The sequence below is a fragment of the Lutibacter agarilyticus genome (assembly GCF_900188235.1).
Lineage (GTDB): Bacteria > Bacteroidota > Bacteroidia > Flavobacteriales > Flavobacteriaceae > Lutibacter > Lutibacter agarilyticus.
Map to the genome: position 1 here is coordinate 369,750 of NZ_FZNT01000001.1, position 15,769 is coordinate 385,518.

Genomic DNA, 15,769 nt, shown 5'->3' on the forward strand with positions numbered 1-15,769 from the left:
CAAAGGTATAATTACGCTTTCTTAGCTGAGAAAATTCGGGCTGACGGAAAGAGTTTACGAGCTATGGCCATTGCACCTCCACTCCCCATATTAGTGCCAATTCTAATCTCAGCGGGATATGATGAAATCCATAAACTAACTAGATACTCAGGAGTTCCACCTTCTTTGATAAGGTTGGTTTCATAGTTATACAATCCATTACCTTCAACGATAACAAAGTTGGATGTTAGTAAATCCATCTGGTGGGTATTGATTATTAGTTTCATTTTTTAAGGTTTTTTCTTTTGGAGTGTGATGTTAACTGGTCGTTTAACCAGAGAATTTCCATTCGGTTAACAGCTTCTAGTAGTTGTATTAATTTTTTCATTTCTATTCATGTTTTTTGAGAACCTTCAGTCATTCAGAGAATTCCAAGGCACTTGTATATAAATAGATGAATTCTGGTTGAAGTATGAATATTTCTTAAATAATTATTTATCGAAGTGGTATAATTAACGAGCTGTTGAATAAACAACTGATTAATATAAAAAGGTAAGATTGGGATTATAACAATGTGAATTTATGCTACCTTAATTAACCATTTAAATGTATATTTACACTTGCTTAAAAATTTTAATTATGGTAGGAATATATTGTAGAATATCGGGTAATAAAGAGGAAGGAAAAGATACTAGTATTGAATCCCAAGAAGAACAAGGAAAAGCTTTTGCTGATAAAATGAAAATGGATTACCAAATCTATTATGATATTGGAATATCAGGTAAAGCTGAGATAGAAGAAAGGGATGATTTTAATAAATTTATTAAGGATATAAATAAGGGTAAAATAAAGCACGTTTATGCTATTCATCAAAATAGAATTGAAAGGTCACCTGATACTTGGAGATTGTTTGTAGCGTCTGTTCTTAATTCAGGATGTAAGTGGTATCCAAATGGTATCTTTTATGATTTAGATGATACAACCAATAGAGCGTTAGCTAGTTTATTATCCATTATTAATGAAATGCACTCTGATTTAACTTCTGATGCTGTTAAAAGAGCTTTTAGAAAAAATGCATTAAAGGGCAAAGCCCACGGAATAAGGGCTTATGGTATAACAAAAGATGAGAAAAATGACTTAATGATTCATCATCCAGAAGAAATAAAGATTGTAAAGGATATATTCAAGTGGTCATTGGAGGGTATGGGAGTTTATAGTATTGCAAAAAAACTAAATAGTTTAGAAATTCCTACAAGATATAATAAACTTGGTTTAACCCCAGTTAGAAAAGAAGCAAATACTGGTAAAGAATATACGAATGCAACAAAGAAGTGGTGGGGTTCAACAATATCAGGTATTTTAAAAAAGGAAATTTATAAAGGGGTTTATGTATGGGGGGATTTGAGAGTTAAATTACCCGACTTGGCAATTATAACAGAAGAAGAATTTGATAAGATTCAAAAGAATTTTAAGAAGAACAAAAAAGAAAAGGTTGGTAAAAAGCCTTCAAATAATTATTTATTAAATGGGTTGTTATTTTGCAAAGATTGTTATTCAATGTATAGAGGGGTTATTAAAAAGAAAAGTAGAGATAATTCTTATAAATGCAAAGGCAAAGCTGCACCAACTCATATTTGTAAAAAATCAAGAGCTGTTAATATTCCAAAGTTTGAAACTTTTATAATTCACCATCTATTTTTATCTAAAAATTTGCAAGAATATCTTAATAAAATTGAAATAAATAATGATGAAATAGATGTGTTACAACTTAAAGTGAGCCAAAAGATTAAAAGAATTAAGTCACAAGAAAAAATGGTAACTAGAGATTATAATTTAATGCGTGACCCAGATTTAGAATATGATACTAGGCTTAAAGATGACTATCAAAACTCTAAGATGAAGTTATCGAAATTAAAAGAAGAATTAGAAGTTATAGAGAATAAACTAAACGAGCAACGAGATAACAATCGATTAAATAGAGTAAATAATATTATTGATGGATTTGATTTAACTGCTGGTTTTAAGCCTATTCAAGAATCTGTTCATAAGCTAATAGAACGAATTGATGTTGCATACCAACCATTAGAAAAAAATGGGATATTTCAATTTTTAATTACCTACAAGGGATTTAATGAGAAGTCTATTTGGAGGTCAAACCAACAACTAAATGAATATACTTTAGTTGGGTATCATAAATCTTCTAAAGAATTAGCAGATTTTAATGAAAACGAAATACTAGATTTTTATATACCTGAAGTATTTAAAAACTATATGAATAGCTCTCCAGATAAAAAAGAATATTTTCAATCGGTTATAGATGATTTGAAATCAAAGTCGGTTTCAAAAGGATTTGAAGGAACAATCCAATTAGAATTTGGTGAGAAACTAGATGTCATTAAATTAGATAATAATTGTTTAGTAAAATTTAATTAGCCATCTTAATTATACGAATTAATATATTTATTCTTTTTGCAGCTGAACCTTTTAAAGGATCTGAGATATGTTTCATAGTTCTTTGTGGGTGATGTATTTCAAAAAAAATTTTTTTTAGTTGATGAATTGCAGGTTGAAGAGAATTGTTGGTAGCATTTAAATTAAATATTTGTTCTAATCCTTGATGATTGGTGTAAATATGATTTAAAGCTGTAATGAAATAGGAGAAGTCTATACTGTTGAAAGTTCTATGTACAAACCCTTCCATTTTTTCTAAATCATGTCCTTTGTGACTCATCACAAAATCGTAGGGAGAATTTCCCATAAGCTCCATCATTTTATGGGCATTTTTAATAATCATTTTTCGGTTTCCCCAAGCAATTGTAGCTGCTAAAAAACCTGCTATTTCAATATCTTCTTTTTGTGAATATAAATGCGGAATTTGTATGGGGTCACTTTCTATAAATGTTAGATTGTTGTATTCCAACACTTTTTCATCTAAAAACACTTTTAATTCTGATTTTTTCAATGGATTAAAAATTTGATTTGAATTCTGATTTTTGAAATTTATAAATAGTTACTGTATAAAAAAAGGCTTTAATTGGTAAATTAAAGCCTTATAAATTATAAGTGTATGTTTTAGAAATGAATACCAACTCCAACTCCTCCAAAAGAAGCGGTTCCCCCACCAAATTCAGCAAGAATACCCCAAGTTTGGTTGAATTTATATTCAACACCAACATGAGCGTTAATGTTGAAGTTATCATCACCACCTAAAACAATACCTGTATCTACACCACCCCAAATATCCCAAGGCTCAGGTAATTTCATTAAGCTGTCAAAATAGTAATCGGCTCTTACACCAACGCTTAAGTTGTCAAAATCAAAAGGGATTACTACTGCAGGTGAAATAGTTACATTTTCAACAATAGGAATTTCATATTGTGCATTAATAGCACCATTCCCTCCAAAAGATACATATAAGTTTAATGCGCTGTAATCTTCTTGAGCAGTAACATTGTTTGTAAATGCAGCAAATACAAATCCAAATAATAATAAAGTAATTAGTTTTTTCATTTTAATTGTTTTTTAAGTTATAACAAATATAGTTGAATAGTATAAACGATTAAATTAAATACGATTATATTTTTAATTTGTTAGTTTATAATTTGTTGTTTTTTAATAAATATTGAAGTTACTTTTTTCGTAATTCAAACAAATCTTTTCTTCGATCTCTCAGGTTTTTTACGCTTCCAAATTGATTTAATTCACGAAGTAAATCAATATCAACATCAGCAATTAAAATCATTTCAGTATTTGTGGTAGCTTCAGCTTTGATACCGTTTACTGGAAATGAAAAATCACACGGTGTAAATACCATAGATTGTGCAAACTGAATATCCATATTATGCACTTTAGGTAGGTTTCCAACGCTTCCAGCAATTGCAACATAACATTCATTTTCTATGGCTCTTGCTTGTGCACAATGGCGAATACGAGAATACCCGTTTTGAGTATCAGTTAAAAAAGGTATAAATAAAATATCCATTCCTTCATCAGCCAAAAGTCTGCTTAATTCAGGAAATTCAGAATCGTAACAAATTAAAACACCAATTTTACCACAATCGGTATCAAATGTTTTTAATTGATTTCCACCTTGCATACCCCAAACTTTAGCTTCATCGGGTGTTACATGTAATTTCTCATAACGTTCAACGGTGCCGTCTCTTTTACATAAATAACCAACATTGTATAATAAATCATTTTTAATTTCAGGCATACTACCGGTAATGATATTAATGTTGTATGAAATAGCTAATTCAGAAAATCGTTGTGTTATTTTCTCAGTATATTTTGCTAATTCTCTAATAGCTTCAGGCTCTGGTAAATGATTATTATCGGCCATTAAGGGCGCATTAAAAAACTCTGGGAATAGCGCAAAATCTGATCTATAACCAGAAACAGCATCAACAAAAAACTCAGCTTGTTGCATTAATTCTTCAAAGTCTTTATACAAACGCATTTGCCATTGAATTAATCCTAAACGAATTATTTTTTTATCAGCAACTGCATGTTTTGTTTCTTTTTGGTAATATATATTATCCCACTCCAGTAAAACAGCAAATTCATTAGAAGCTTTATCTCCTTCTAAATAGCTTTTTAAAACTTTTGTTGGATGAAAATCGTTTGAAATTTGAAAATTCAATACAGGATCGTTAATTTCTTTTCGCTTAACTCTTTCAATATATTCCTTTGGCGAAATTTTGTCTGCAAACTTGTGGTAATTAGGAATTCTACCTCCAAATGCAATACCTTTTAAATTTAATTTTTCGCACAATTCTTTTCGGTAATCATAGAGTCTTCGACCAAGGCGTAAACCTCTATATTCGGGTTTAATAAAAACATCAATTCCGTACAGTACATTGCCATCACTTTTATGGGTGCTAAATGTATAGCTTCCTGTTATTTCTTCATAAGTATGATGCTCATCAAATTTATCATAATCAACAATAATTGATAATGCACAACCGGCCAATTCATTGTTAATTTTAATGACTATTTGTCCTTCTTGAAACTTTTCAATTAACTTTTTTAATTGCGTTTCACTCCAATATGAATCTGAAGGCATGTTAGTGTAAGATTCTAACATTGCGCTTTTTAACTCTTGGTAATCATCAATGGTTAAATATTGTAACTCAATATTTTCAATATTTTTTAGCATAAAATATAGTTATTAATAAAAGTATTTAATAGTTGAAATACTTTGCGAAAAGTAATACAAAGTTTTGAATTAGTTTACTAAAAAATAATTATTTTGAGTACTAATTTTTATGTTAAATTTACATTTAAAAAAGTACTAATTTCGCTAAATTTTGGTTTGAAATTGAACCAATTTATTTCGGTATCTTTTTTATTCCAGGTTACTTGTCTTTTTGCAAATCGGCGCGTATTTTTTTTAATTTCTTCAATAGCAAATTCTAAAGAATACTTTCCGTCAAAATACTCAAAGAGCTCTCTATAACCAACAGTTTGAAGCGCATTTAGCTCTTTATTTGAATAAAGTTTTTTAGCTTCTTCAAGTAAGCCTTCTTGCATCATAATATCAACGCGCTTGTTAATACGTTCATACATTATTTCACGATCGGCTGTTAATCCAATTTTTATGGTTTTAAAATTTCTAGGTGCTTTTGGTTTGTTTTTAAATTCTGAATAAGTTTTACCTGTGCCAATACAAATTTCCAAAGCTCTAATTAACCGGTGTGGATTGTCAATTTCAATTGAATTATAGGAATTGATGTCTAATTCTTTCAATTTATTTTGAAGGGGTTCAATACCATTATTTTGAAGTTGTAAATTTAAATTGGCTCTAATTTCTGAAGAAACTTCGGGAAAATAATCCAACCCATTAATCACCGCATTGGCATATAAACCACTACCACCAACCATAATTATAACTTTATGTTTTACAAATAATTCATCGAGTTTTTTTAATGCATCTTTTTCAAATTGACCAACACTATAATTGTCAAAAATGGACCTGTTTTGAATAAAATGATGTTTAGCAGCAGCTAATTCTTCCGAAGAAGGAACAGCTGTACCTATGCTCATTTCCTTGTAAAACTGACGAGAATCGCAAGAAATAATTTCAGTATTAAAATGTTGTGCTAATTCAATGCTTAAAGCGGTTTTTCCAATAGCAGTTGCACCTACAACGGTAATTAAATAATTATTCATTTTTTAATTTTTCTCCGCATTTATGACAATATTTAGAAGTATCTAAATGGTTATCAGCAGAACAGTTTGAACAATGTTGTGTGTTAATAGCTGATTTTTTTTGATCAACTCTAGTTATTTCAGCAGTTACAATTCCTGTTGGAACAGCAATTATTCCGTATCCTAAAATCATGACCAAACTTGCTATAAATTGACCAAAGGGTGTATGAGGAGCAATATCTCCATATCCAACAGTAGTTAAGGTTACAATGGCCCAATACATACTTCTGGGAATACTTGTAAATCCGTTAGCAGGACCTTCAACAAGGTACATAATGGTTCCTAAAATAATAGTAAGTACAATTACGCTAAATAAAAAAACGGAGATTTTAATTCTACTTGCTTTTAAAGCTGTCATTAATCCTATGGAAGCACCTAAATAACGTGCTAATTTTAAAATTCTGAAAACTCGTAATAGGCGTAAGGCTCTTAATGCAACTAGCGCGTGTGAACCAACTAAAAATATAGACACGTATTTAGGGATAGTCGCCAAAAAATCTATAATTCCATAAAAGCTAAAAATATAAGTTGAAGGTTTTTTTATACATATAATACGCGCAAAATATTCAATCGTGAATAAGATTGTAATTACCCATTCAGAAATATTTAAGAGATCGTGATATTTTTTATCGATGCTCTCAACACTTTCTAGCATAACTAATACAATACTAATTATAATGGTTATAATTAATAGTATATCAAATATTTTTCCTTTAGGTGTATCTGCTTCATAAATAATATCATGAAGTTCAGATTTCCATTTGGGAGTGTTTTTTTTACTTATTTCTTTCAAAACTCATTGCACTTTTGCAAAACTAAAATTAGTCTTTTTCTTTTGATTTATAAAATAGTAATTAATTTGTTGAAACTTTTTTAATTACGATAGGTGTTTTTTGTGCATTTATTGTTTTTTCAAATAGTTTTTTAAGAGAATCATACTCATTATTGTTAAAAATATCTTTTGCGATTGTTAGATTACTGAAAAGTGTAAGTTTATAATCTTCATGTTTTCTTGATTTTAAATCAAAACTTCCACCTTTTGCAGTCAAATTTATAATTTGTGATTGTGGTACAGATTCAATTTTATAATTATCAGGAAGTTCAATAGAAAAATTGAGCACATATCTTCTAAGATATCCAAAATTTACAGGATACAATCTATTTTCTTGTTTAAAAGGGTTTTCTTTAAATGCGCCTCCAAAAAATGGATTTAAATAAATTTTATTTGCATCATCATACTGCATTTTTACATCAAATACTTCAATTAATGGCTTATTAATATCTTTTTGATTTTCTAAGGTATAATCTTTAACAATTAAACTTGTAAAATTATTTTCAAATTGATCAGCTATTTCATCTTCATTTTTAGATTGGTAATCTATTCTTTTATTTAAAGCATTATATCCTGTGCTAACTTTTCTTAGCTTACCTTCAATGGTTCCATCTTCATTTAAAATTAAACTAGCATAAAGACTGCTTTTATTATTTTTTGTAGGAACTATATCAATCCAATAACTTTCATTTTCAAAATCCATAGCTCTACCATAACTATTTAAACATTTAAATGGTAAAAGTCCAAAGGGATTAAGTTTTTGAGTAGCATCTAACAAGTAGAATTTATTCCCTAAATTTACTTTTGCTAACACATAATTAAAATCGGAAATTATTGGATACAATTTAGTTGGAGCTCCATTGTTTCGGGTAGACATTAAAACTAATTCAGCGTCTAATCCTGCAGTTTTTAGGGCGTTAATCAATGAAATATTAATTTCACTTACATTTCCGGTTCTATTTTCAAAAGCCTCTTTAACTCTTGCGTTTTTAAAAATCCCATATTTTTCATTCCACGTGAAATGATTTTGTATAAACGTATATACAGCTTTCGCACGATCTAAACTATCTGGTATGTTTTTAATTTCTGAAGGAAGAATATCTTCAAAATATTTAATTTTTTTTAATTGGATACCAATATTTTTGTCGGACTTAAATTCACGATCAACCGCATCCCAAGTTGTCGTATATCTTTTTTTTGTGCCATCAAACCATAGCGTTTGAGCTAATTCAAATTTAATATTTGAGATAAAATTTTCCCTACTGGTCATATAATCTTCTTCAATAAAGGCAGAGATATTTTTCATATTATAAATAACTTCCTCACAGTTTGCATCGCCTGCGTAACCTGGAACGCTAAAGCAATGTTTTTTTACAGTTGAACTGTTTGTGTGTAATTTTAAGTAGCCAGATAAACGTCTGTTATAAGTGAAATTACCTGGTATTAAAGCCTTGTACTGACTTATTAATTTAGGGATGTCAGATTGAAATTTCCATCCAGTTAAATTAAATTTAAATGGAGTAGCTACTGTATAGGAAACTTCAATAATACACTCTTCTTTTAGATTTGGCATTGTAAATTTAACCGATTTCCAATTATTATTTACTTGCTCTGTATACACATTGTTTAAAGATAAATTTGTTTTGTTGGTATTGTTGTTGTTATGTGTAATACCTTTTATATTTATAACTTCTTCACTATTTGATTTGTTATTAAAAATAGGAATTGAAAATGTACCGTGCTTAAAACCTTCTTTGTTAAATATTTTTATTTTAAAATAAAAAGTAGTTTCAACAATTACATATCTATCCTTAAGTTTAAATTTGGTATCACCTGATTCGTATAAAACCACAGCATTTGCTGTAGCATCTATTTGATGGGCTTTAAAATTAAGATCATTAAACGTTATTTTACCGAAGGGATAGTTAATTTCTTGTGAATAAGAGAATAGTGTTAAAAAAAATAAATAGAAGAATAATGTTATTTTCATAGCGGGGTTAATTTTTTTTAATCTAAAAGCGTATCAATTTTTCGGGTTGATTATTATCGAGGTATTTTTTTATAATGCTTCTGTTTGCAAGGGAGTCTTCCATAGGTGCTATTAAATTTTTAAGTACATCAATATTATTAATTTGATAACTTAATTCAGTATAGCAAAAACCTTTAAATTCATTATTTTCAATTAATAAAACTGCTTTTTCTCCAATAGCTCTTCCTCTATCAATTAATAATAGGTTTTCATTATTGAATTCGACTCTTTTAGTTATTTTTTTTGAAGGATAGTTGTAAATTGGCTTATTAACTTTTATTTCTTCGGAAAATTTTAAATGCGCAATTAAATCGTTTCCTGTTTCTTCATAGGTAATGGAAGTTACATTTTTTTGAAGGTATTTCGCTTTTTTTGAAGTTCTTAAAAATAGCTGATTTACAGTTTTACGAATGTTTTTACCTTTCCCAATGTACAATATTTTACGGGTTCCGTTATGCACATAAAAAAGTCCTGTACTATTAGGAAGTTCATCTAAAATAGTCAACAATTTTGGAGCTAACTTTTTAGGATTGTCATTCTTTACCGCTTGTTTAATAATTATTTTTTCAGCATCTTTATTTAATAACAATTTAAAAAGCTGAACGGTAGCCAAAGCATCACCATCGGCTCTGTGCCTACTTGAGATTGGGATTCCTAAAGATTTACATAAACGACCCAATTTGTAGGAGGGAAGGTCTGGTATTAATTGCTGACTTAATTCAACAGTACATAAGGTTTTTGGTTCATACACATAACCAAGCCTACGAAATTCTGTTGCTAAAATACGACTATCAAAGCTTGCATTGTGTGCAACTAAAACACAATCGCGTGTAATTTCAACAATTCGTTTTGCAACTTCGTGAAATTTTGGAGCATTTACAAGCATTCCGTTGTTAATTCCGGTTAGGTTTACAACAAAAGGTTGAATATCTTTTTCAGGATTAACTAGGCTAATAAACTGATCTACAATTTGATGTCCATCAAATTTATAAATGGCAATTTCGGTAATTCCTTCTTCGTTGAATTTACCTCCTGTGGTTTCTATGTCTACTATTGCGTACAATTATGAATAATTTCTAAGACCAAATATAGCACTTCCTACTCTAACCATGGTACTTCCTTCTTCAATTGCTATTTTATAATCTCCGCTCATCCCCATAGAAATAACAGTTGGATTGAAATTTGATAGGTTAAAACGCTTTAATTTCTCAAAAAAAGTTTTCAAAGTTTTAAATTCAGTTCTTATTACAGCTTCATCTTCAATAAAAGAAGCCATTCCCATAACTCCTTTTATATCAATGTTTTTTAATTCTTTTAATTCTTCGGAATTTAATATAGCTTCAACTTCAGTAATAGATAATCCAAACTTAGTGTCTTCTTTGGCAATTTTTAATTGCAATAAACAATTTATCACCCGGTTGTGTTTTAGGGCCTGTTTATTAATTTCAACTAAAGTTTTAAAACTATCTACACCATGAATTAAATGTACAAAATGGGCCATATACTTCACTTTATTGCGTTGTAAATGTCCAATCATATGCCATTCAATATCTTTTGGCATTTCATCATATTTTAGCGCCATTTCCTGAATTTTGTTTTCACCAAAAATTCTTTGCCCTGCATTATAGGCTTCTAAAATTTCAGAGACAGGTTTGGTTTTAGAAACGGCAACCAATGTAACATGGCTGGGAATGTTGTTTTTAACGGTATGTAAATTGTTAGCTATACTATTCAAAACTAATTTAATTTATTAATAACCAAACCTGAACGTAATTTAGGTTCAAACCAAGTTACTTTTGGAGGCATAATATTGTTGGTATCAGCTATATTCATTAATTGATTCATACTAACAGGGTATAAGGCAAATGCTACTGCCATTTCACCACTATCAACACGTTTACTTAATTCGTTTAAACCTCTAATACCTCCAACAAAATCAATTCTTGTATCAGTACGTAAATCTTTGATATTTAAAATAGGCTCTAATATATGTTTCGACAAAATACTAACATCTAAGCTATCAACAGGAGAATCATTATTTACTGCAGTTGGTTTGGCATTTAGTTTGTGCCATTTACCATCTAAATACATTGAAAATTCATTTAATTTTTCTGGTTTTATTGTTGTTTCTTGAACTACAGAAATATCAAAACTTTCTTTGATTTTTTCTAAAACTTCTGCGGAAGATAATCCGTTTAAATCTTTAACAACGCGGTTGTAATCTATAATTTGTAACTGATTGTCAGGGAAGTGTACAGCCATAAAATAATTGTACGCTTCATTTCCAGTATGGTTAGGGTTGTTTTTGCTGAATTCATCTTGCATTCCTGCAGCTGCTGCAGTTCTATGATGTCCATCTGCAACATAAGTACAAGGAACTTTATCTTTAAATAAATCCTCTAAGATTTTAGTTGTATCTGAGCTTTTAATCACCCAAAATTGATGTCTAAAACCATCTTCTGCTCCTTCAAAGTCATACTCTGGTGTATTATTATTTACAGTATCAGCAACAATAACATCTATTTCAGGTACGGCTTTATAGGTAAAAAATACAGGTTCAATATTAGCCAATAAATGCCTTGTTAAAACTTTTCGATCTTCTTCTTTATCAGGACGCGTTAATTCGTGTTTTTTTATAATACCGTTTTTATAATCATCACAAGCAGCATCTCCTACAATACCATATTGTGTTTTTCCATTCATTGTTTGCGCATAAATATAATAATGCGGCTCTTCATCTTGAATTAAAAACCCTTTATCTTGAAAATCATTAAAATTTGAAGCAGCTTTTTGATATACTTTTTCAGAGTGAGAGTCCGTTCCTTTCTCAAATTCAATTTCAGCTCTTGTAATTCTTAATAACGAAGTTTCTTTACCGTTACTCATTTGTGCAGCTTCTTCAGAATTCATCACATCATAAGGCAGACATGCAAGTTCTTTTACAATATTTTTTGGAGGTCGAAGTCCCTTAAAAGGTTTAATAATAGCCATAATTTTGGTATTTTATGTTTATAAAAATTTTAAGATTCAAAGATACAATATTTAGCTTTTTTAAAATAAAAAAAGGCCGTTAAATAAACGACCTTTTTATATAATATGAAGACTAATAAATTAGCCTAAAATCTCTATAATTTGAGATGCAAGTTCCGTTCCAATTCTGTCTTGAGCCTCAGCCGTTGCAGCACCAATATGCGGAGTTAACGATAAATCTGGGTTCATAAGTAACTGAATTTCTGGTGTAGGTTCGTTTTCAAAAACATCTAATGCAGCTTTTGCAACTTTACCACTTTTTAATGCTTCAACTAAAGCAACTTCATCAATAACACCTCCACGAGCAGCATTTACAATACAAACACCATCTTTCATCATTTCAAATTCATTGGTTGAAATAACATACTCTTTTTGAGCTGGTACGTGTAACGAAATAAAGTCAGCTTGTTGTAATACTTCTTCTTTAGAAATTGTATTTATGTTGAAAAACAATGCTTGGTGGTCAAAAAATTCAACCTCTAAATTTACTTCATCAATAAAAGGATCAAAAGCAATAACTTTCATACCTAATCCTAAAGCTATTTTAGCTGTAGCCTGTCCAATTCTTCCAAATCCTAAAACACCTAAAGTTTTACCTCTTAATTCAACACCTTTAGCGTACGCTTTTTTAAGTTGTTTAAATTTAGAATCACCTTCTAAAGGCATATTTCTGTTTGATTCATGTAAAAAACGAACCATCCCAAATAAATGAGCAAACACTAATTCACCAACAGAGTGTGAAGAAGCTGCAGGAGTGTTAATTACGTGTAATCCTTTTTCACGAGCGTATTCTACATCAATATTGTCCATTCCAACACCACCACGACCAATAATTTTTAAAGATGGGCAATTATCAATAATATCAGTTCTTACTGTTGTAGCACTTCTAACCAATAAAACATCTATCTCATTGGTGTTCAAATAATCTAATAATTGGTCTTGGGCAACAGTAGTTAAATCTACTTCAAACCCAGCTGCTTCAAGTGCTTTTACACCACTTACTGCGATACCATCATTTGCTAATACTTTCATTCTATTTTATTTTGGTTAATTTTTAAATTTCTTTTTCAAATTGTTGCATTGCATCAACTAAAACCTGAATGCTTTCAATAGGCATTGCATTGTAAATACTTGCGCGGTATCCACCAACAGATCTATGTCCTTTAATTCCGCTTATTCCAGCTGCATTCCAAATTTTATCGAAAACTTCACCTGTAGCTTCGTCAGTTAAATTAAAAGTAACATTCATTAATGAACGATCTTCTTTTGCTGCAAAGCCTTTAAATAATGGATTTCTATCTATTTCAGCATACAATAATGCAGCTTTTTCTTCATTTAATTTTTCAATAGCTTTAACTCCACCTAAATCTTTTAACCATTGTAATGTTAACATAGAAACATATACTGGAAAAACAGGAGGTGTATTAAACATACTATCTGCATTCAAATGTTTTTGGTAATCTAACATTGAAGGTATATCGCGACCAGATTTACCTAATATTTCATCTTTAACAATTACAAGCGTAGTTCCTGCAGGGCCCATATTTTTTTGAGCTCCGGCGTAAACTAAGTCGAATTGTGTGAAATCTAATTCACGAGAAAATATATCAGAACTCATATCACATACTAATAACGAGTCTGTTTTTGGGAATTCTTTAAATTGAGTTCCGTAAATCGTATTGTTACTTGTGAAGTGTAAGTAATCAATATCAGTTGGAATTGAATAATTTTTAGGAATGTAGTTGTAAGTAGTCTCTTTTGAAGAAGCAATAACATCAACATCACCTAATAATTTAGCTTCCTTAAGTGCTTTTGTAGACCAAGCTCCAGTGTCTAAATATGCAGCTTTACCATCAACTTTCATTAAATTATAGGCACTCATTAAAAATTCTAAACTAGCACCACCTTGTAAAAATAAAACGGAATACCCTTCAGGTAGATTTAATAATTCTTTTACTAAACTACGTGCATTTTCCATCACTTCAATAAATTCTTTACTTCTGTGTGAAATTTCAATTAAAGATAAATTAAGACCATTAAAATTTACAACAGCATCAGCTGCTTGTTTTAAAACTTCTTGTGGTAATATACACGGACCTGCACTAAAATTATGTTTTTTCATTTCTATTAAATATGAGTTATTTAAGTGAACAAATTTCGGCAAAAAAAGATAAATAGGCGCTGTATTTTCTCTAAAAAAAATCTTATAATTTCGTTAAAAAATCAATGGTATCGACATTATCCGCATAATTCCATAATTTAGGGTATTGAGTTTTGCCCAATTTTACGAAATTTACAACGTTTTCGTTACACGCAATGCATTGAATTTGCTCACTTTTTGAATTTAGCATTTCTGTTAAAACACTAAAATCGCTGTAATATTCATAAAACATAGTTGCAATTGGTGAAGCAAAACTCTCATCTTCTTTTAGCATTACAAAGCCATTTTCTAGAATATTGAACATACTCATTAAATAAACAGCTTTATTATAATCGTAATTGTTTTCGTATTTTTTGTAATTTATTATATCGTTGTATTTATACAAAGCATTAAAAATTAAATCGAAATTGTAATTTTTAGGCACATAAATTTTAGAAACACTTCTACAGCCTAATCCAAAATATTGAAAAATATCAGTTCCCAAACCTTCTAATTCTTCTTGGGTTTCTTTACCTGTTAAAATAGCAACAGAATTTCTATTTTTTCTAATAATATTAGGGTGTTTTCCAAAGTAATGTTCAAAATAGCGCGCTGTATTGTTGCTTCCTGTAGCAATTACAGCTTCAAATTCAGGTAATTTATCGGTGGTAAATATTATTTTATTTTTAAAATAAGGATTGTAATATTCTAAATATTTAGCTACTAAAGGTAAAAAATGTTTATCGTTTGAAGATAATTTAACAACGGCATTGTTTCCTGAAATTAAAACACATAAAAAATCATGAAAACCAACCAAAGGAATGTTTCCTGCCATTATTATTGCAATAGCTTTAGGCGTTTTTGAATCGTCAAAATTGTAAGCTGAAGTCCATTTGTTTAAATTTTCTAACGTTAAAGCTTCAGCCCAGCTTTCAAAAGATTTTAATACATTCTCTTTTGTAAACCAACCGTTAAATTCTTGAGCCCTATCAATTTGCATTTTAAAAGCATCAAAAAACATGTTGTTTAATTCAGAATCCTCCGTTTTTTTAATTTTTTTTGTTGAAAATTGCTTAAAAAATACTCCTAAAGATTCAAAAGCTTTGATGCGTTGCTCTAAATTCATTTTAATATTAAATTTTATATTTGATGCAAAATTAACTTAAATATACTTATGGCAATAATAATAACTGATGAATGTATAAATTGTGGAGCTTGTGAACCCGAATGTCCTAATAATGCTATTTATGAAGCTTCTGAAGATTGGAAATATGCTGACGGAACAACTTTAGAAGGAAGTGTTGTGTTACCAAATGGAACCAAAGTAAATGCAAATGAGTTGCAAGAACCAATGAGCGATGAAGTATTTTTTATTATAGCTAATAAATGTACAGAGTGTAAAGGTTTTCATGACGAACCGCAATGTGCCGCTGTTTGTCCTGTAGATTGTTGTGTGCCCGATGAAGATACTATAGAATCTGATGAGACCTTGTTAGCAAAACAAGCCTTTTTACACAAAAATGAGTAAGTACTGAGGCTTAAATTTATGTGT

14 protein-coding genes and 1 pseudogene are annotated in these 15,769 nt (G+C 29.7%); 2 read left to right on the forward strand and 13 right to left on the reverse strand.

Going from position 1 to position 15,769, the window contains the following annotated elements; translation table 11 throughout:
- Window positions 1–11 precede the first annotated feature (11 nt).
- A complete protein-coding gene (locus CHB67_RS01440) occupies window positions 12–266 on the reverse strand; it encodes a hypothetical protein (RefSeq protein WP_089379955.1) in 255 nt (84 codons plus the stop codon).
- A gap of 352 nt (window positions 267–618) precedes the next feature.
- Between CHB67_RS01440 and CHB67_RS01445 the strand changes: the two genes are divergently transcribed.
- The gene (locus tag CHB67_RS01445) at window positions 619–2,412 is read left to right on the forward strand and encodes a recombinase family protein (RefSeq protein WP_176461183.1); all 1,794 of its coding nucleotides are present in this window, start codon (window positions 619–621) and stop codon (window positions 2,410–2,412) included.
- 13 nt (window positions 2,413–2,425) lie between these two features.
- Here CHB67_RS01445 and CHB67_RS01450 read toward each other — a convergent pair.
- From CHB67_RS01450 to CHB67_RS01505, 12 genes and pseudogenes are all read right to left on the reverse strand, one after another.
- Window positions 2,426–2,941: pseudogene (locus tag CHB67_RS01450) on the reverse strand (DUF2400 domain-containing protein); the annotation flags it as partial.
- A gap of 110 nt (window positions 2,942–3,051) precedes the next feature.
- The gene (locus CHB67_RS01455) at window positions 3,052–3,489 is read right to left on the reverse strand and encodes a hypothetical protein (RefSeq protein ID WP_089379958.1); all 438 of its coding nucleotides are present in this window, start codon (window positions 3,487–3,489) and stop codon (window positions 3,052–3,054) included.
- Between the two features lie 118 nt (window positions 3,490–3,607).
- Complete coding sequence (locus CHB67_RS01460) at window positions 3,608–5,134, reverse strand: bifunctional GNAT family N-acetyltransferase/carbon-nitrogen hydrolase family protein (protein ID WP_089379959.1); 1,527 nt, start codon at window positions 5,132–5,134, stop codon at window positions 3,608–3,610.
- A 107-nt stretch (window positions 5,135–5,241) separates the two neighbouring features.
- Window positions 5,242–6,147, reverse strand: coding sequence for a tRNA (adenosine(37)-N6)-dimethylallyltransferase MiaA (miaA, locus tag CHB67_RS01465; protein ID WP_089379960.1), 906 nt, complete (start codon window positions 6,145–6,147; stop codon window positions 5,242–5,244).
- Window positions 6,140–6,970: an ion transporter gene (locus CHB67_RS01470; protein WP_089380207.1), complete on the reverse strand. Its 831-nt coding sequence runs from the start codon at window positions 6,968–6,970 to the stop codon at window positions 6,140–6,142. The genes miaA and CHB67_RS01470 overlap by 8 nt, the downstream gene beginning before the upstream one ends.
- 70 nt (window positions 6,971–7,040) lie before the next feature.
- Window positions 7,041–9,008, reverse strand: a complete 1,968-nt coding sequence (locus CHB67_RS01475) for a transglutaminase domain-containing protein (RefSeq protein ID WP_089379961.1) — start codon at window positions 9,006–9,008, stop codon at window positions 7,041–7,043.
- Between the two features lie 22 nt (window positions 9,009–9,030).
- Window positions 9,031–10,110 (reverse strand): exonuclease domain-containing protein, encoded by a 1,080-nt coding sequence (locus tag CHB67_RS01480; protein ID WP_089379962.1) that lies wholly within the window; start codon window positions 10,108–10,110, stop codon window positions 9,031–9,033.
- On the reverse strand, window positions 10,111–10,782 hold the full coding sequence (locus CHB67_RS01485; protein ID WP_089379963.1) for a YggS family pyridoxal phosphate-dependent enzyme: 672 nt from the start codon (window positions 10,780–10,782) through the stop codon (window positions 10,111–10,113).
- Window positions 10,783–10,784: 2 nt separating this feature from the next.
- On the reverse strand, window positions 10,785–12,038 hold the full coding sequence (locus CHB67_RS01490; protein WP_089379964.1) for a DUF1015 domain-containing protein: 1,254 nt from the start codon (window positions 12,036–12,038) through the stop codon (window positions 10,785–10,787).
- A gap of 120 nt (window positions 12,039–12,158) precedes the next feature.
- Window positions 12,159–13,109, reverse strand: coding sequence for a D-2-hydroxyacid dehydrogenase (locus CHB67_RS01495; protein WP_089379965.1), 951 nt, complete (start codon window positions 13,107–13,109; stop codon window positions 12,159–12,161).
- Between the two features lie 22 nt (window positions 13,110–13,131).
- Window positions 13,132–14,199 (reverse strand): 3-phosphoserine/phosphohydroxythreonine transaminase, encoded by a 1,068-nt coding sequence (gene serC / locus CHB67_RS01500; RefSeq protein ID WP_089379966.1) that lies wholly within the window; start codon window positions 14,197–14,199, stop codon window positions 13,132–13,134.
- Window positions 14,200–14,281: 82 nt separating this feature from the next.
- Window positions 14,282–15,343: an acyl-CoA reductase gene (locus CHB67_RS01505; protein WP_089379967.1), complete on the reverse strand. Its 1,062-nt coding sequence runs from the start codon at window positions 15,341–15,343 to the stop codon at window positions 14,282–14,284.
- A 48-nt stretch (window positions 15,344–15,391) separates the two neighbouring features.
- Between CHB67_RS01505 and CHB67_RS01510 the strand changes: the two genes are divergently transcribed.
- Window positions 15,392–15,745 (forward strand): 4Fe-4S binding protein, encoded by a 354-nt coding sequence (locus CHB67_RS01510; protein WP_089379968.1) that lies wholly within the window; start codon window positions 15,392–15,394, stop codon window positions 15,743–15,745.
- Window positions 15,746–15,769 lie beyond the last annotated feature (24 nt).